At 44.8% G+C, this 17,401-nt stretch carries 15 protein-coding genes, 1 pseudogene and 1 riboswitch; of the genes and pseudogenes, 7 read left to right on the top strand and 9 right to left on the bottom strand.

Going from position 1 to position 17,401, the window contains the following annotated elements; translation table 11 throughout:
- Positions 1-24: 24 nt before the first annotated feature.
- Positions 25-645 (top strand): adenylyl-sulfate kinase, encoded by a 621-nt coding sequence (gene cysC, locus AB6D06_RS18280; protein ID WP_017067555.1) that lies wholly within the window; start codon positions 25-27, stop codon positions 643-645.
- 163 nt (positions 646-808) lie between these two features.
- Here the strand turns inward: cysC and AB6D06_RS18275 are convergent, their stop codons facing one another.
- The 7 genes from AB6D06_RS18275 to AB6D06_RS18245 form a co-directional block, all read right to left on the bottom strand.
- Positions 809-1,717 (bottom strand): TIGR03899 family protein, encoded by a 909-nt coding sequence (locus AB6D06_RS18275; RefSeq protein ID WP_372100553.1) that lies wholly within the window; start codon positions 1,715-1,717, stop codon positions 809-811.
- 514 nt (positions 1,718-2,231) lie between these two features.
- Positions 2,232-2,747: a DUF3299 domain-containing protein gene (locus AB6D06_RS18270; protein WP_017058892.1), complete on the bottom strand. Its 516-nt coding sequence runs from the start codon at positions 2,745-2,747 to the stop codon at positions 2,232-2,234.
- A 14-nt stretch (positions 2,748-2,761) separates the two neighbouring features.
- Positions 2,762-4,021 (bottom strand): FtsX-like permease family protein, encoded by a 1,260-nt coding sequence (locus AB6D06_RS18265; RefSeq protein WP_017067558.1) that lies wholly within the window; start codon positions 4,019-4,021, stop codon positions 2,762-2,764.
- The gene (locus tag AB6D06_RS18260) at positions 4,018-4,734 is read right to left on the bottom strand and encodes an ABC transporter ATP-binding protein (RefSeq protein WP_017058894.1); all 717 of its coding nucleotides are present in this window, start codon (positions 4,732-4,734) and stop codon (positions 4,018-4,020) included. Before AB6D06_RS18260 ends, AB6D06_RS18265 begins: the two co-directional genes overlap by 4 nt.
- Positions 4,735-4,875: 141 nt before the next feature.
- A complete protein-coding gene (locus AB6D06_RS18255) occupies positions 4,876-5,598 on the bottom strand; it encodes a DUF2796 domain-containing protein (RefSeq protein WP_065584315.1) in 723 nt (240 codons plus the stop codon).
- Between the two features lie 40 nt (positions 5,599-5,638).
- Complete coding sequence (locus tag AB6D06_RS18250; protein ID WP_372100555.1) at positions 5,639-5,929, bottom strand: DUF2607 family protein; 291 nt, start codon at positions 5,927-5,929, stop codon at positions 5,639-5,641.
- Between the two features lie 91 nt (positions 5,930-6,020).
- Positions 6,021-6,572, bottom strand: a complete 552-nt coding sequence (locus AB6D06_RS18245; protein ID WP_017063723.1) for a YtfJ family protein — start codon at positions 6,570-6,572, stop codon at positions 6,021-6,023.
- A 253-nt stretch (positions 6,573-6,825) separates the two neighbouring features.
- Between AB6D06_RS18245 and AB6D06_RS18240 the strand changes: the two genes are divergently transcribed.
- On the top strand, positions 6,826-7,026 hold the full coding sequence (locus tag AB6D06_RS18240) for a DUF1107 family protein (RefSeq protein WP_017058898.1): 201 nt from the start codon (positions 6,826-6,828) through the stop codon (positions 7,024-7,026).
- Positions 7,027-7,136: 110 nt separating this feature from the next.
- Here the strand turns inward: AB6D06_RS18240 and msrA are convergent, their stop codons facing one another.
- Positions 7,137-7,766: a peptide-methionine (S)-S-oxide reductase MsrA gene (gene msrA, locus AB6D06_RS18235; protein ID WP_017058899.1), complete on the bottom strand. Its 630-nt coding sequence runs from the start codon at positions 7,764-7,766 to the stop codon at positions 7,137-7,139.
- Positions 7,767-7,961: 195 nt separating this feature from the next.
- On the opposite strand from msrA, the gene AB6D06_RS18230 reads away from it, so the two are divergent.
- The 3 genes and pseudogenes from AB6D06_RS18230 (at position 7,962) to AB6D06_RS18220 (ending at position 13,805) form a co-directional block, all read left to right on the top strand.
- Positions 7,962-9,674: an autotransporter assembly complex family protein gene (locus AB6D06_RS18230; RefSeq protein WP_017063725.1), complete on the top strand. Its 1,713-nt coding sequence runs from the start codon at positions 7,962-7,964 to the stop codon at positions 9,672-9,674.
- Positions 9,671-13,429: a translocation/assembly module TamB domain-containing protein gene (locus AB6D06_RS18225; RefSeq protein ID WP_372111282.1), complete on the top strand. Its 3,759-nt coding sequence runs from the start codon at positions 9,671-9,673 to the stop codon at positions 13,427-13,429. The genes AB6D06_RS18230 and AB6D06_RS18225 overlap by 4 nt, the downstream gene beginning before the upstream one ends.
- 18 nt (positions 13,430-13,447) lie before the next feature.
- Positions 13,448-13,805 (top strand): annotated as a pseudogene (locus AB6D06_RS18220) (gamma-glutamylcyclotransferase).
- Positions 13,806-13,892: 87 nt separating this feature from the next.
- Here the strand turns inward: AB6D06_RS18220 and fbp are convergent.
- Positions 13,893-14,903, bottom strand: coding sequence for a class 1 fructose-bisphosphatase (gene fbp / locus AB6D06_RS18215; RefSeq protein ID WP_008220458.1), 1,011 nt, complete (start codon positions 14,901-14,903; stop codon positions 13,893-13,895).
- 270 nt (positions 14,904-15,173) lie between these two features.
- On the opposite strand from fbp, the gene mpl reads away from it, so the two are divergent.
- Together mpl and AB6D06_RS18205 are read left to right on the top strand one after the other, a co-directional pair.
- Positions 15,174-16,532 (top strand): UDP-N-acetylmuramate:L-alanyl-gamma-D-glutamyl-meso-diaminopimelate ligase, encoded by a 1,359-nt coding sequence (gene mpl / locus AB6D06_RS18210; protein ID WP_065584318.1) that lies wholly within the window; start codon positions 15,174-15,176, stop codon positions 16,530-16,532.
- A 38-nt stretch (positions 16,533-16,570) separates the two neighbouring features.
- Positions 16,571-17,194: a flavin prenyltransferase UbiX gene (locus tag AB6D06_RS18205; RefSeq protein WP_016787846.1), complete on the top strand. Its 624-nt coding sequence runs from the start codon at positions 16,571-16,573 to the stop codon at positions 17,192-17,194.
- 43 nt (positions 17,195-17,237) lie between these two features.
- A riboswitch (TPP riboswitch) is annotated at positions 17,238-17,357 on the top strand.
- The last annotated feature ends 44 nt before the right edge of the window (positions 17,358-17,401 follow it).

Below are 17,401 nucleotides of genomic sequence, written 5' to 3'. Positions count from 1 at the left end.
TGCTGTTTATTTAAAGGACTAATTATGACCGCAGTACTCAAACCCAAAGATGAGAATGTTGTGTGGCATCAACACTCGATTGATAAAACATTTCGCGCGGATCTGAAATCACAAAAGCCAGCCGTGCTCTGGTTCACGGGGTTGTCTGGTTCTGGTAAATCGACAGTCGCTGGAGCATTAGAAAATCGTTTGGCACAGCTTGGTTACCATACTTATTTATTGGATGGTGACAATGTGCGTCATGGCTTATGTAGCGACCTTGGCTTCTCTGAGCAAGATCGTCGAGAGAACATCCGTCGTATTGGTGAGCTTGCTAAATTGATGGCAGATGCAGGCTTGATCGTGTTGTCAGCCTTTATTTCTCCGCATCAAGCTGAAAGGCAACTCGTGAGAGATTTATTGCCGGAAGGTGAGTTTCTTGAGGTGTTCGTCAATACTCCATTAGAGGTTTGCGAACAGCGTGACCCTAAAGGTCTGTATAAGAAAGCACGTGCCGGAGAGATCCCGAACTTTACAGGTATTAGTTCAGTGTACGAAGCGCCTCAGAACCCTGAGATTGATCTACCTGCAGGTGAGAAGACACTCGATGAATTGGTCGAACTGTGTATTGATGCGTTGGAGAAGCGAAATATCTTAGCCAACTGAGATCGTTGGTATGACTAAGGCTACTCAGCTGTTTATCTGTTTATTCACGACCGATAAATAGTGCAGCCTTAGTTTACCGAGACAAGAAACCTATCCTCTAGATTCTCTTTATTCCTCTCTATACTTCACTTTTTACACCGTCTATTTTAGCTCCGTCGAGTGTCTAGACGGTGTAATTTACGCTGCTTTTCACTTCTGTCTGTACTGTGAATTTCTGGCTCAATAGTGCAATCAGTTGATCGTAATACTGCGTGTTTGGCTTGTTACCGAGCAAGGTACAAAGCTCATTGCCTGTAGGGCTGAATCGGTAGTAAACCAGCTTCACGCCTTTTGATAATGGTGCCAGTGACATGCTCTTACCTTGATAGGTTAGGTGCAGGGCTGGATCGAAATCAATCTCTCCGGATTCTAATTCTGTGCCCAGAATAATCCCGAGCTCTATCAAGTGGAGCAAGCTGGAGTAGGGCAGGTTGTGCCCACCAAGGTTGATGGTGTTGGTGGTGTCCCTTTTGCCAAAGTTGAATAGCCCAGCATGAGATTTAAAGCCGAGTAAGAGCTTTCTGCTGTTATCGCTACCAAAGCTACAACCCAGTGATGCTGCCCTTTGTAGGGTTAACGCTTCTTTTGGTGTCATGTCTTTTAAGATTTGCAGTGCCTTCATCGACGTCGAGCCTGGGTTGGTGACTTCTCGTTTCAGTACTTGAGCCCATAGCCTCTGCATCGATGTATTGTGGATCTCTTGGGCCATGTCGAAGAAACGGTATAACCAGTCCTGATCCGGGTCTCCAGCCGCTTCATCCTTACATGAAGAGTGCGCCAACTTTAGAATCTGTTCTAGGTTCTTTTGGCGAAGCTCTCTACGTTTTTTCTCTCGCAATAGTGCCCGTTCGATAAGCGTACTCTCAGCTTTATCCTTTGGCTTGGCACTATGACTAATTAAGGAATCGAGGCCGAAGCTTTGTGCGATGTGCAGCATTCTGCTGGCACTGTCGGCAATATGAGGCTTTTTCTCATGCTTATGCTGTGTGTCGCTAGCATGCTCAATGATCACTGGCTGTTTGGTTTCTGACATAAGAGTACCGTTAGGAGACGACTCAAGACCAATCGTAGTAAATAATTGCTCGCTCTAGCTTGTTAAAACGCTCGATAACGGCGTTAGAACTTTTGATTGTAGAATAACTACTTATCAAAAAGCTCCGCCTTGTTCTCAAGGCTTTTTCCTACGCTATTTCTGAACACTTACTTATTGTGATTGGTATAACTGTCTAAAATGTAACTCTTTATCTTATTGGTGGCTAGATTTTGCGAGCATAGTTGAAGGTTTCAACAAAATTTTACTTTTGTTAATGATAATAAAATGTTAAATTTGTTGTAATTCTCAAGGAGGAGTTATGAATCAAGTCAATGATAACAAGCTGAAGAAACAGCTTAGTATAGGGTTATTACTCGCGATTTATGTCGCTGTTCTAGCTTACTTATCTAATTACATCGCGTAATTCAGAAGAAAATTATCGTTATTAAACTGTTATTGAATAATCACACTCGTTCAGTGACGGCAGCTCATCCTTGAGCCACCCTTCTAATGACTACATGTCGTCATACTCTTCAATCGCAGTACCTTCAATAAGATAACCGGTTTGCGCTAAGTCATGGCTGATTGACTCAGTTTTCAGCGTTCCGACCAAATAGATCACATCCCATAACTGCTGTATTGGTGCACCTTTCGGGAACTTCACGTAGATGATTTGGTTCGGTGGCGGCGGTGGCACGTGGATACATGCGCCAAAGTACGGTACCAGCAGAAACTCAGTGATCATATTCTCATCACCTTCCAATGGAATCACAAAGCCAGGAATCTTCACTGTGCTGCCATTCAGCTCTGGGCGAACAGCACCAAGTGTCGATTGTTGAGGTTTGTCCATACTATTGTGGTCAACCATCGGCATACCAAATGAATCTAGCTGAGCACGTTCTGATTCTGGAATCAAATCAATCCATTCAAGTGTTAATACCGATTCGTCATTCTGAGTGGTTTCAGCGTGAGCTGTACTGATAAATGGGAACAGAAGTAGCCCAAGTATCAGTAGGAATTTGCGTTGCATCGTAGGTTCCTATTTTAGATTCGAATCGTCATGCCATCAGACAATGACTGGCGGTAAGCCCTGAAAGCGGGAATAAAGCCGATAATGATTCCGGCAACTTGTACCAGCATAAGCAGTTTCCACTCATGCGGTGTGATTGCGGATATCGATATGTTGATACCATAACTTTGTTGCACAATAGGAGCAACCACTGCGATCAGCGCAAACAGCACTGCAACACCTAGTGTAATGCCAAGGAAGGTTAGTGCACTGGCTTCACTGATCAGTAAACCAAACACATGACGAGGTCTTGCGCCCATCGCACGTAGGATAGCCATCTCTCGACGCCTTTCTTGCAAGCTAGTGAGTAGGCTACTGAGCATACCCAATAATCCGGCGACAACAACAAACCCTGAAACAATCAGTAATGCTTGTTCTGCTACAGCCATCATTCCCCACAATTCGTGAAGCGCAATGCCCGGCATAATGGCGCTTAAAGGTTCTTGGCGGTAGTTATTGATTTCTCGTTGCAGTGCGAAGGTTTGGATCTTCGATTTAAGGCCAACCATCATCGCGGTAATCTGCTTCGGTTGGAAGTCACGTTGCTTTAGCGCTTCAGCATTCGGTGTGTGCCCGAGGTTGGCACCTGATTCCCAGCCAACATGAATTGCTTCGATTGCCTCTAGCGATACGTGTACGGTTTTGTCTACTGGTGTTCCTGTTGGCGCGAGTATTCCCACAATCTTGAAGGGCAGATTATCGTGACGGCTAAACGCAACATCACTGATACCGTGCGCAAGAATGATTTGATCACCTATTTTGTAATCTAGCTTCTTCGCGACGTCGGCACCAATCACTACGTCAAATAGCTGATTAAACTCTTTACCTTGTTGGAAAGTAAGTAATTGCTTACTTCCATAGCGATAGTTTTCAAAGTAACTATGATTTGTACCCATCACACGGAAGCCTTTGTGTGAATCGCCCAATGATATTGGTATCGCCCACTTTACTGCGTTGTGCTGGCTAAATTCTTCATAGCTTTTCCAGTCGATGTTGTTGGTCGCATTACCGATTCTAAATACGGAATAAAGCAGCAGGTTTACCTGACCAGAGCGGCCACCGACGATAAGGTCAGTACCTGAAATCGTATTGGCGAAGCTGCTCTTAGCTTCGGTTCTTACACGTTCCACACCGAGTAATAGAATGACGGATACAGCCACAGTGAGAATAGTTAGAATGGCTGTGGCTTTACGGTTGAGTACGCTTTTTAAGGCTAAGTGAGTAATTACTTTCATACGACAACCTTAGCTTGGTTAACGGTTTTTAAATCTATGGTTCGAGTGAACAACTTTTCTAGTGTTGGATCATGGCTAACAAAGATAAGAGTAGAACCTGCCTGGTTGGCTTGTTCTAACAACAGTTCGATAAAAGCTTCTCGGTTGTCATGATCCAAAGCCGAGGTTGGCTCGTCGGCAATAATGATTTTGGGTTGGCCGATCAAAGCACGAGCGGCAGCAACACGTTGTTGTTGACCGATGCTCAACTCGGTAACGGGCTTGTCCATTAAAGCTTGAGGTAGCTTTAATCGGAGTAACAACTCTCGAGCCGTCTCTTGTAAGCTTTTCTGGCTTTCAGCGACTTGCTGTTTACGAATCTGTGAAAACTGGCAAGGAAGCGTCACGTTATCGATAACTGATAGATAAGGAAGCAGGTTAAATTGTTGGAAAATATAACCAATATGATCGGCTCTGAATTTATCTCTTTGACGAGGTGTAAGCTGAGTGAGGTCTTGATCAAGGATAGAGACTTCTCCTTGCTCAGCTTGGTTGATTCCGGTCAGTAGCCCTAACAAAGTTGATTTTCCACAACCACTTGGCCCTTTAATAAAAAGGTGCTCTTGGGCTTGGATGTGAAGAGAGGGGATCTCTAGCGTTGGTGGTAATTCAGGCTTCCAACGAAAGCTGATATTTTCGAGTTTGACCACAAGTGATGAACTGTCAGAAGACATGCTAGCTCCAATAATTAAAGCGGTGTATCTACTGGACAGTAATTTGAAACATAAATTCCCAGGAACACACCGATTTGAACAGCCAAGTAAGCGATGACTTACCTGGCTGTTTATTTTACGTTTAATCCGATCTAGGAGTGATTAGAATCGGAAACTAATACGCTCTGCGTTAAGCACTTCTTGTACTTGAGCTGTGTCTGTTAGTAGGTTCACCGTCATTTTTTCAGTGTTGCTGAACTTAGAGAACCACTGAGTGCTAACTGTGTCTAGCTTAGCAACATCTGAACATTCATAGTGGTACTCAACAGTGAACTCACCGTGGCCACCTTCTGAGTGATCGTGGCCTTCATGATCGTGGTGGTCGTGACCTTCGTGGTCATCATGATCGTGCTCAGCGTGGTCATGGTCTTTGTGGTCATCATGATCGTGTTCAGCGTGGTCATGGTCTTTGTGGTCGTCATGATCGTGTTCAGCGTGATCATGGTCTTTGTGGTCGCCATGACCGTGTTCCGCATGGTCATGGCCTTCATGGTCGTCATGACCGCCTTCTAAGGTGTTTGCTACTGACTTGAACTTCAGAGTACAACTCGCATTGTTAAAACTAAACAGCTCTTCTGGCTTGTTTAATTGTGCGATAGCCTGTTCAAACACTTTCTTCTGTTCTGCAGTTTTTGGAGCATGTTCAAACCCAACCACATCTGCGCCTGGAGCTGTTACTTCAACAAGCAATTCTTGCCCATCTTGCGCGATGTTTACTTCAACTTGGCCATGTACGTGTGCATCATGAGAGCGGAATTCTTCGTTAGCTAGAGCATTTGTAGAGACAGTCATGCCGATAACAACGGCTAAAAAAGTAGGTTTCATGTTTTTTCCTGAATAAAGGTTAATTAAAAAGTAGTGGTAATTAAGCGATATTTACAGGAGGTGAGCGTGCCAAATAAGCGAAATATAGCCGCTGTAGTGAAGTTACTGACTCTGTAATAGCGACAGTAAATTCCGAATGTAACTCTGGAATCTGTGGTAGTGAGTGCGCTGTGATGAACTGATTAAGCGAAAACAGCTCACAATGGTGTGAAGTGTGGTGCTCTGGTGCGATATCCACAATGTGTGTTGCGGCTAACACGCTTAACATGAGCATAAGCCCAAGCAAGAAGCCTGTTTTTCGTTTCACATTGTTGGGTGTGTTTTGCCACATCAGGATGATTAACCACAGAATTAAAAAAAGGATACTGTTATAATATAACAATATCCTTTGGTTAGGTCTCGAAAAAGACGCGAATATCTTATTAAAGGCTCGCTTTAATCAACTCAATGACTTGAGTGACTTCTGATTCGTTTAATGCACCTTCTTTTACAAACAAGATTTTACCTTGCTTGTCTTGAACGATAATCGCTGAGCTTTCTTCTTTTAGAGCCCATGTTGACGCAACGGCGCCGTCTTCATCTAGGACCATAGAAGACCATGGAAATTCTTCTTTGCTGCTTTCGGCAGACGACTTAACAAAAGACCCAGTACCCCAAATCGCATCATCTTGGTTGATGATAGTGGTGGTTTGGTAGCTGTCTTCTGAGAATTTCGATGCGGTAATGGCTGCCATCAGTGGTGCGTTGAGCTCTTTAGAGCTGCTGCGGCCAGCGATAGCTTGAACGACGCGAACTTTTCCTAGAAGATCATTGGTTGCCCAAGCTTGATATCCAGTATTTCCGTCGTTTAGAACAATCTCACCATAGTTACTCACATCAACGGCAGGCAGGGTAGCGCCTACTGATAGGTTGTGAGCATTGGCGAAGAGTGGAGAGGCTGCGGCTAGAAAAGCCAGTAGAGTTTTGTTTTTCATTATATTTTTGTTCCGCTTATTGGTTTGCACAGGAAGTATAATATGAAATTTGAAAAATGCCTCTTTAACTTTTTTATCGTACGACGTAGAAAGAAGTTGCAGGCTTGTTACCAAAAGGTATAATGCATCAATATCAAGATGAACAATAGATTATCTTGCTGTTTGCTAAAGGAATTAGCGATTAAATGTGCTTTGAACAGCGACGCTGTTCAGGTATGTGACTGTAGTACTCAAATGGAATTGAGGTTGTATTATGTTAAGAAAATTTTCTACTTACCGTCCACGTCAGGTGGCGCGTTTCGTTAAAGTCCTGTTCAAAGGCCAATTTGCTATTGAAGGTGTTGGAGAGTTTCGCTTCGACCAAGGCAAGGTGCTACTTCCTGAAGTTTCAGACAAACAAAAGCTCACTATTTTTAAAGAAGTTAACGGCACCATTGCAGCGTTGCCGGTGTAACTGAGCTTTATCGATTTGTCTTGCACCGAATAGATTAACAATGAAAAGGGCTTCCTGATGGAAGCCCTTTTTTAATGCGTGTCGTTCACGATGGTATGTCGAACGGCACTTTATTGTGGAGGGAAGCACACACCTGTTCCACCCAACCCGCAATACCCATTCGGATTTTTAGCTAGGTATTGTTGGTGGTAGGTTTCTGCGAAAAAATATTTTCCAGCAGGCAGAACTTCCGTCGTGATCTCGTTGCCTAAAGATTCAGTCATTGCTCGTTGATATTCACGTTTAGAGTGCTCAGCGATAGATTGTTGTTCTTCACTGAAGGTGTAAATCGCAGAACGGTACTGAGTCCCTAAATCGTTGCCTTGGCGCATCCCTTGAGTTGGGTCATGACGCTCCCAAAAGGTTTCAAGTATTCGAGCTAGAGAGGTTTGTTCACTATCAAATATGACACGAACGACCTCGGTATGGCCGGTTTGCCCAGTACATACTTGTTCATAAGTGGGATTAACTGTGTATCCGCCAGCGTAACCAACGGATGTTGAAATAACGCCATCCAATTGCCAAAACAAACGCTCAGCTCCCCAGAAGCACCCCATACCAAACAGGACTTCTTGTTGAGAGCCCGTGGGTGCATCGAGCAGGTCGGTTTGATTGACGAAATGGCGCTCAGTGATTCGAATTGGGTCAGCATTTCCCGGTAGTGCGGTTGCTGCAGAAACCAGTTGTTGTTTGTTTAGCATGTTATATTCCTTTTCGCATACGTTTACCGCGCTGGCTTTTATTTAACGTGGGTTCATATTAACTGTTGGTCAATATTGAATAAGTCTTTAAATTAGACCGTGTTATTCCAGGATTTATTACAGACTCAATGCCTATTTAGCGGTATTATTTCTTTTCACTTATTAACGTATTGATAACTTCTTCACCAATTAAACATGATAAGAAAAACTTTACCAGTTCTGATTGGCACTCTATTGTCATCGACGCTTGCTTTCGCTGACGTTTCCCTTGAAATCAAAGGGCTAGATGGAGCGCTTGAGGATAATGTTGATGCTTATCTGAGTGCGATCCCTGAAGAAGAGTATTCGGTTTCACTAAGATTCCAATCCCGCTTGGAATCTATGATTAAAGAAGCCCTGAATGCGTTAGGCTACTACCACCCTAAAATCACATTTACTCACTCCGAAGATGATACCGAAATGACCGTTACGGTTGAGCCGGGAGAGCCTGTTGTTATTTATACTTCAGATATCGTTCTAACTGGTGAAGCCAAGGATGACCCAGACTTTTTAGCCTTGATAGCGAAGAGTAGCTTGTCTAAAGGTTCGACTCTGAATCATGGTAATTATGACTCTTTGAAATCGTCGATCCGCAACCTTGGCTTAGCGAAAGGCTACTTCGATGGTGCTTATGATCTTAGTAAGCTAGAAGTCGCTCCTGAATTGAACCGCGCTTATGTTCGTCTTCATTATAACAGTGGTATCCGCTATCACTTTGGTACTACTCAGGTTACTGGTAGCCAGATAGAAGAAGATAAGGTGCAGTCACTTAAACCATTTGAGGATGGCGAACCTTACTCAATCACCAAAGTCGGTGAGTACAACCAAAACCTGTCCAATACGGATTGGTTCTCCTCGGTATTTGTTGAACCAGATTTAAGCCAGTTAGGCGAAGGCCGAGAGATCCCGATGAAGGTTAGCCTTGCTCCGCAAGCTCGTAACCAAATCGAAACGGGTATCGGTGTCTCAACCGACCTTGGCGTAAAAGGCACTCTGAAGTGGAAAAAACCTTGGGTTAATGAACAAGGCCATAGCTTCAATAGCAGCCTGTCGATTTCTAAACCTGAACAGACGATTACCGCTACCTATAAAATCCCTCTGGATGACGTGCTGAACGACTACTATCAAGTTAAGTACGGTATGAAAAACTTGGATAATCGTGATACCAAGAGTTTGGAGTCAAACTTAGCGCTAGAAAGATATTGGCGACTGGATAACGGTTGGCAACGCACGGTCTTCATTCGATACTTGGTCGAAAACTATGAGCAAGGTTTGCAGGATGATTTAGCGCAATTTGTGCTGCCGGGTATCTCTTTCTCACGCACTCGAACGCGAGGCGGTTCGATGCCGATGTGGGGCGATAAACAAACCATTATGGTTGAAGCGGGTGATGATACCTTGTTATCTGAAACTAAGGTTGTTCGTTTTCAAGGTCAAACCGCTTGGATTCGAAGCATTGGCGACAATCACCGAGGCTTAACTCGACTTCAATTTGGCGGCAACTTTGCCGACGAGTTTGATAAGCTATCTCCCTCCCTAAGATTCTTTGCTGGTGGTGACAATAGCATTCGTGGTTATGGTTATGAGTCGATCTCTCCTCGAGATGAAAGTGGCGCACTAACGGGTGCCAAATTCATTGCAACCAGCTCGTTTGAATACCAATACCGCTTGGTTGGAAACTGGTGGGGTGCAGCATTCTACGACATTGGTGATGCATTTAATGACAAACCCGAATGGAAACACGGCACCGGTGTCGGCGTTCGTTGGGCGTCACCTGTTGGTCCAGTGAGTTTAGATTTTGCTTGGGGTCTAGATGCAGAAAAAGGTGATGAGTTCCAGTTACACTTTAGTTTAGGGCCAGAATTATGATCAAAGTGATGGGCAAGTGCATCAAGTGGACGTCGATCTCATTGACGTCTATTTTGCTGTTGTTGATAGCCTTGCTAGGTTTTGTTTTGTTCACCAATCCAGGGTTGAACACTGTGTTGTGGGGCGCTGAAAAAGCGTTGCCACAGCTTAAAGTGGAAAGCACTAAAGGGGCTCTGTTCCCGAGTTTTACGCTTAATAATGTTCAGTTTAAAGATGACAGCCTGCATATCGACACCAAAGTTCAAAAGCTGAACTTGGCTATTAACCCTCGCTGTCTGCTCGACCCTAAGCTGTGTGTCGATCGTTTAGCGATTCAAGGGTTGGACTTCGCATTTACTGAACTGCCTCCGGCCTCTACAGAAGAAACAGAACCGACTCCGCCCGTAACATCGGTAAAAACACCGCTGCCAATCGTAATCAACCGTATCGCTTTATCTGATATCAAGTTGAATATCTTAGGGCATGAAATTGAATGGAGCCTGTTCTCAACGGCTCTGAGCATGCAGGGAGAAACGCTGACGGTATCGCCAACCTTGTTCAATGACCTAAAAATTAAGCTTGCTGAATCGACAGAAGAACCGCAAACAGAAACGGTAGAACCAGAGGCTGCCACTAAAACGGCTATCGAGTTACCTGAAGTCTTAATTCCTTTGCAGGTTGTACTTGAGCGTTTTGATCTTAACCGTTTCACCTTAGAACAAGAAACACCAATCGTTGTTAATCACCTTGGACTAGAGGCACGCGCGGGTAAACACACGGTTGATGTTTCAACTCTCGAACTCGATATGCCACAAGTAAGCGCAAATCTAACGACGAAGGTTGAGCTTAAAGGTGATTACCCGTTAGAGCTGTCTTTGGATGCGTTAGTGAAAGAAACCGACCTTGCTGGGCAGAAGCTATCCCTGAAAGCGCAAGGTAGCGTAGCTAAACTAAACCTAGATTCCGAGTTTTCTGAATTGATTGAGGCAAAGCTGTCTGGGGATATTCAACCCTTAGAACCGACTCTGCCATTTGACCTTCTTTTAGAGGGCGGACAAGCACAGTGGCCCCTTACCGGAAAAAGCGATTACCAAGCGACAATTGAGCAATTCAAAGCTGATGGCTCACTAGATGGTTTCAATGTTCTTCTTAAAGGTGAAGCCGATGGTAAGGAAATCCCTGAATTAGCCATTGATCTACAGGGTAAAGGCACGACGGAACAAATTGAGCTCGAGCGTCTAAAGCTCAACACGCTAGGCGGTGAGCTTAACGGTGTCGTTAAAGCGAACTGGAAGAGTCTCGTTAACTGGCAAGCTGACGTGACACTCAAAGATATTCAGCCGGGTCTGCAGTGGCCTGAAGCCGAGGGCAACATTAGCGGAAGCATCGTCACCTCGGGTGAGTTGACGGAAGCGGGCGGCTGGGCGATTGAACTGCCTAAATTGGATATTGAAGGGATCTTGCGAGAATACCCTCTGGATATCGAAGGTCAGTTGTCAGCGTCGGATCGCAGCGCGAGCGGTGAACCAAAACTGAAAACCAGTGGTTTGAGCTTAGCTCACGGTGTTAACTCGATTAAGGCTCAGGGTGAGCTTGATAAGAAATGGGACATGGGTGTTGAGATTTACTTCCCTGAGCTTGTAAAAAGCGTCCCTGATTTGAAAGGTAAAGTGATTGGTAACATCCAGCTCAGTGGTCCAACGAAAAAGCCTGAAGTCGATCTCGCTCTAAATGTGGATAAGGTAGATTGGAATAACGAAGCAACACTAGAATCCTTGTCGCTTAATGGTTCTGTGGTTCCTCTGCCATTGCCTGAAGCTCAAGCTGATCTTGAATTAAAAGCTAACAACCTAACCTATCAAGATCAGAGCGTAAAAAGCATTGATCTCACGGTGAGTGGTGGTGAGAAGAAACACACAGTGACACTTGATGTGATATCCGACATCGTGTCTACAAGCTTAGCTATTTCCGGAGAGTTGATTCAAAAGCCTTCTCTTATTTGGTATGGATCGTTAGACAGAGTCAAAATCACCACTCAGCAAGGTCCTTGGGTGTTAGATCAACCTGTCGCGATAAATGCGGATGTTGATAAACAGTTTGCCGATGTTCAAGCGCACTGTTGGAAACAATCGGGTTCGAGCGTGTGTTTGGATGAAGACGTTCGTGTCGGAAAATCGGGTGAGGCCAAGGTAGCCATCAATCAATTCGATTTCGAGCAGATTAAAGCCTTTGTGCCTAAAGAGACGCAATTACAGGGCTTAGTCAATGCGACTGCTCATGCAAAGTGGTCTGAACAAGATGAGCCTGAAGTCACGGTAAGCGTTGATATGCCGAAAGGTCAGGTTGTTCAACAAGTGGGTGAGCCAATCACACTGGGTTGGGAAAGCGTTGCATTGAATGCCCAACTGAAAGACAACAAACTGGATGCCGATTTTAAGTTGGATGTTTCCGACAATGGTGACCTGTCTGGCACGGTGTCGTTACCGGATATTCTTGCCGAAGACAAAATGGTCGATGCGGCAATTAAGCTGACCACGTTCCATCTTGATTTCTTACAACCAATTCTAGGTGAATACAGCTTATTGAAAGCCGACCTTGAGAGTGATCTTCAAGTTAAAGGCTCTCTGATGCACCCTCAAGTCTTTGGTCAATTCTCTGTTGATGGTATTCAAGTCAAAGGCGATGTTACGCCTGTTGATGTGAAAGATGGCCGCATCGACCTCGACTTTGATGGTTATAGTGCAAAACTGGATGCGAATGTCGAAACACCTGATGGTCACCTTGATATTGAGGGAACCGGAGATTGGCAAGATCTTAAAGCATGGCATTCGAACGTTAGAGTTTTCGCTGATGAGTTGATGGTTGATATCCCACCGATGGTTAAGGTGAAGGTCGTACCTGATATGACTATTGATGTCACACCAGATCTGGCGAAAATCACCGGTGATATTGCATTACCATGGGGACGAATTGTTGTTGAAGATTTACCACCGTCAGCGGTTGGCGTCTCTTCTGATCAGGTTATTTTGAATAAAGATCTAGAGCCAGAAAACGAAGATACGATTCCATTCAATGTGATGACGAATATTAATATCTCCATTGGTGATGACTTTAAACTGTCTGCCTTCGGTCTTGAAGGTGATTTGGTCGGTAAGCTCAACGTGGCTCAAAAAGACCAAGGTCCATTTATTACAGGTGAAGTGAACATCGTCGATGGTACTTATCAATCATTCGGGCAAGACCTCTTGATCGAAGAGGGTAAGATCCTAATGAATGGACCACCGGATCAGCCATACGTAGCCATCAACGCGATTCGTAATCCTGATAATACTCAGGATGACGTGACCGCTGGTATTCGAGTGACTGGCCCTGCGACAGAGCCTACCATCGAGATTTATTCTGACCCAGCGATGCCACAAGCGAACGCACTGTCTTATATTTTGCGTGGCCAAGATATCGACGGTGAGTCGAGCGGTTCGATGACAACGACTTTAATCGGTTTGAGTTTAGCGAAGAGTGGTAAGGTTGTCGGCGAAATTGGTGAAGCCTTTGGTGTGCAAGATTTGCAACTGGATACCGCAGGCTCTGGCGATGACTCTCAGGTGACGGTAAGTGGTTACATCCTGCCAGGCTTACAGGTGAAGTATGGTGTGGGTATCTTCAACTCTTTAGGTGAGTTTACCGTTCGTTATCGATTGATGCAGGATCTCTATGTTGAAGCTGTGTCTGGTTTAGACAGTGCTGTGGATCTTCTCTATCAATTTGAGTTCGAGTAGAGCCGTATGGGAGGGCATATGCAGCATCTTGTTTTTGTCTATGGAACCTTGAGGCAAGGTCAGTCCAATCACCACTATTTGAAGGGCTGCGATTTATTAGGGCAGTTTGATACACCTAAAGGAATACGCACTTTTTGATTTAGGTGCCTATCCGGCGATGATTTTGGGAAAGAAAAGTGTCGCTGGTGAGGTCTATATCATTAACGACGAAATTTTAGAGTCGCTCGATCGGCTAGAAGATGTTCCTGTTGAGTATCGTCGCGAGCAAATAGAGACTATATTTGGATTAGCATGGGTATATTTGTATCAGCTTGATCTAACAGCTAATAAAGAAATACTTTCGGGTAACTGGTGTCAGCGGAACAATGATTCCTAACTAGTTAATCACCTTACGAGACAACAAAAAGCCAGCACTGAGGTGCTGGCTTTTTAATAGCGTTAGTTTGAGAATGAAATGAGAGGGTTACTCAGGGTTCAGCTCAAGAAACTCTTCTACTTTACGTACCATTTTTGTTGAACCAACGAAGAAAGGCACACGTTGGTGTAGCTCAGTTGGTTTGATATCCATGATACGCTGTGCACCGTCTGATGCAATACCGCCAGCTTGCTCCATAAGGAAAGCAATAGGGTTGCATTCATAAAGCAAACGCAATTTACCTTGAGGGTGGCTCTCTGTACTTGGGTATAAGTAGATGCCGCCTTTTAGCAAGTTACGGTGGAAATCAGACACAAGAGAACCAATGTAACGTGACGTGTAAGGGCGGTTATCGCTTGGCTCGCTTTCCTGACAGTATTTGATGTACTTCTTAACACCGGTTGGGAAGCGGATGTAGTTACCTTCGTTGATCGAGTAGATCTTGCCTTCGTCTGGAATCATCATGTTTTCATGAGATAGACAGAAAGTACCCAGAGATGGATCGTAGGTGAAACCATTTACGCCAGCACCAGTTGTGTATACAAGCATGGTTGAAGAACCGTAAATCACGTAACCCGCGGCTACTTGCTTGTGTCCGGGCTGTAAGAAATCTTCTTGTGTTGGTGGTGTACCGATCGGTGATACTCGACGGTAGATAGAGAAAATTGTACCAACCGATACATTTACATCGATGTTTGATGAGCCATCTAGTGGATCCATCAGTACAACGTATTTTGCGTTTTTGTTGAGCTCTTTATTGAAGGCGACAGCTTCGTCTTCTTCTTCACTTGCAACACCACAAACTTGGTCACGGGCTTCTAGAGCCGCTTTAAATTTGTCGTTCGCGTAAAGGTCTAGCTTTTGCTGCTCTTCACCTTGCACGTTGTCTGTACCAACAGCGCCAGTGATGTCGACTAGGCCAGCCTTGTTGATCTCACGGTTAACAATTTTTGCAGCAAGTCGAATAGACGACAAAAGGGATGATAGATCACCGCTTGCATGGGGGAAGTCACTCTGTTTCTCAACAATGAACTCACCAAGGGTGCGCATCTCAGACATGTTATTTCCTTAAACTTCTCTCAATATTAGGGGGGATTTGAGCACTGTAGATTCGGCCTCTTGAGTGGGCTTTATTCATCTAGACGCTTACCTAAATTCTAAAGGTTAGATCTTTTTAATGGTAATGAACTAAGCGACACAGATCTCACTTACTATGTCGACTCAATTTGTTTTGCATTGCCGCTCGCTTTTAATCGCCATTTAATGATAATGAGTGCAAGCCGTTTTAATTAGGCACTGTTTATTTAGCCAAGCGTTTGGAAGCAATTTATGCATATTCATATCTTAGGAATTTGTGGCACCTTCATGGGTGGTGCTGCGGTATTGGCTCGTCAATTAGGTCACAAGGTTACGGGTAGTGACGCGAATGTTTACCCACCAATGAGCACCTTGTTGGAATCACAAGGGATTGAAATTATTGAAGGGTTCGACCCTAGCCAATTAGAACCAAGGCCAGATCTCGTGGTTATCGGTAACGCAATGAGCCGCGGTAATCCGTGTGTTGAGTATGTGTTGGATAACAACCTTAGATACACCTCTGGTCCTCAGTGGTTGCAAGAGTTCTTACTGCATGACCGTTGGGTGTTAGCGGTATCGGGAACGCACGGTAAGACCACGACATCAAGCATGTTGGCTTGGATCTTGGAAGACTGTGGCTATGCACCGGGCTTCTTAGTTGGCGGAGTGTTGGGTAACTTTGGTATCTCTGCTCGCCTTGGTGAAAGCATGTTCTTCGTGGTAGAAGCCGACGAATACGACAGTGCTTTTTTCGATAAACGATCTAAGTTCGTTCATTACCACCCAAGAACCTTAGTGATGAATAACCTAGAGTTTGATCATGCGGACATCTTTGACGATCTTGAAGCGATTAAGCGACAATTTCATCATTTGGTGCGTACTGTGCCAAGCAATGGTCGCATTTTCTCACCTAAGCAAGACAGCGCTATTGAAGATGTTCTAGCTCGCGGTTGCTGGAGTGAAACTGAATCGAGTGGCGAGCAAGGCGACTGGGATGCCAAGAAACTGGTCAAAGATGGCTCTCAATTTGAGGTTTACTTCCAAAATGAATGTGTTGGAACCGTAAATTGGGATTTAGTGGGCGACCACAACGTAAATAATGCTTTGATGGCGATTGCAGCTGCACGTCATGTGGGCGTGACACCTGACCTTGCTTGTGAATCACTAGCTACCTTTATTAATACTAAGCGCCGTTTGGAGTTTAAAGGCGAGGTGGCAGGTGTGTCTGTTTATGACGATTTTGCTCATCATCCAACGGCGATTGAACTTACGCTCGGGGGATTACGTAATAAGGTCGACACTAAGAAAATCATTGCCGTTTTAGAGCCTCGTTCTGCCACCATGAAACGTGGTGTGCACAAAGAAATACTGGCTGATTCGTTGAAGCAGGCGGATTCTACCTACTTATTCCAACCGGATAACATTGATTGGTCAGTTCAAGATGTTGCAGACGCTTGTCACCAACCGGCACACGTGAGTGATGACATGGATGCATTCGTTGCTAAAATTGTCTCAGAGGCACAAGCTGGCGACCAAATTTTGGTAATGAGTAATGGTGGCTTTGGTGGCATTCATCAAAAACTGTTGGATGGATTGGCACTCAAAGGCTAACGGCATCCACGACCTTATAATTTGAAGTAATTGAGAACATGACAAAACACGATAAAGCGATAACCCTTGCTTTCACTGGCGCATCTGGTGCGCCTTATGGCCTGCGTTTACTTGAATGCCTTTTGGCAGCCGACTATCAGGTCTACTTGCTGATTTCATCGGCAGCGCGAGTGGTATTGGCGACCGAGCATGAACTTAAGTTACCTGCTGGGCCAGATGCGGCGAAACAAGCTTTGGTTAAACATCTTGGCTGCGACCCTGAAAAGCTGGTGGTGTGTGGCAAAGATGATTGGTTCTCGCCGGTTGCCTCTGGTTCAGCAGCACCTAAACAGATGGTCGTTTGTCCATGTTCAGCGGGAAGCTTGGCTTCGATTGCTCATGGTCTATCAGATAACCTGATTGAGCGAGCAGCAGACGTAGTCATGAAAGAGCGAGGCCAATTGTTGTTGGTGGTTCGCGAGACGCCATTTTCGACGCTTCATCTCGAGAACATGCACAAACTTTCGACCATGGGCGTAACGATCATGCCTGCAGCTCCGGGTTTTTATCATCAACCCAAGTCAATTGAAGATCTGGTCGACTTTATGGTGGCGCGTATTCTAGATCACCTTGGTATCGAACAAGGTTTAGTGCCACGTTGGGGTTACGATCAACGTAATTGATCCAAACTTGATAGCTTATTGTTAAAAATCAAATTACAATTCTGAACACTCATCGGGGAGCGAACCATTCAAATAATGAATGCGAGCTGAGATCAAGCAGGTGCTTGGGACCCGTAAACCTGAACCAGATAATGCTGGCGTAGGAATTGAGTTAGGAACAACCTCTACCGTTCTCCTCCCTCAAACCTGTGCCGCTCAGACCATGGA

The sequence above is a fragment of the Vibrio sp. 10N.239.311.G01 genome (assembly GCF_041465805.1).
In the GTDB taxonomy this organism is placed as follows: Bacteria; Pseudomonadota; Gammaproteobacteria; order Enterobacterales; family Vibrionaceae; genus Vibrio; species Vibrio crassostreae_C.
This window is presented reverse-complemented; position numbering and strand designations above follow the sequence as displayed.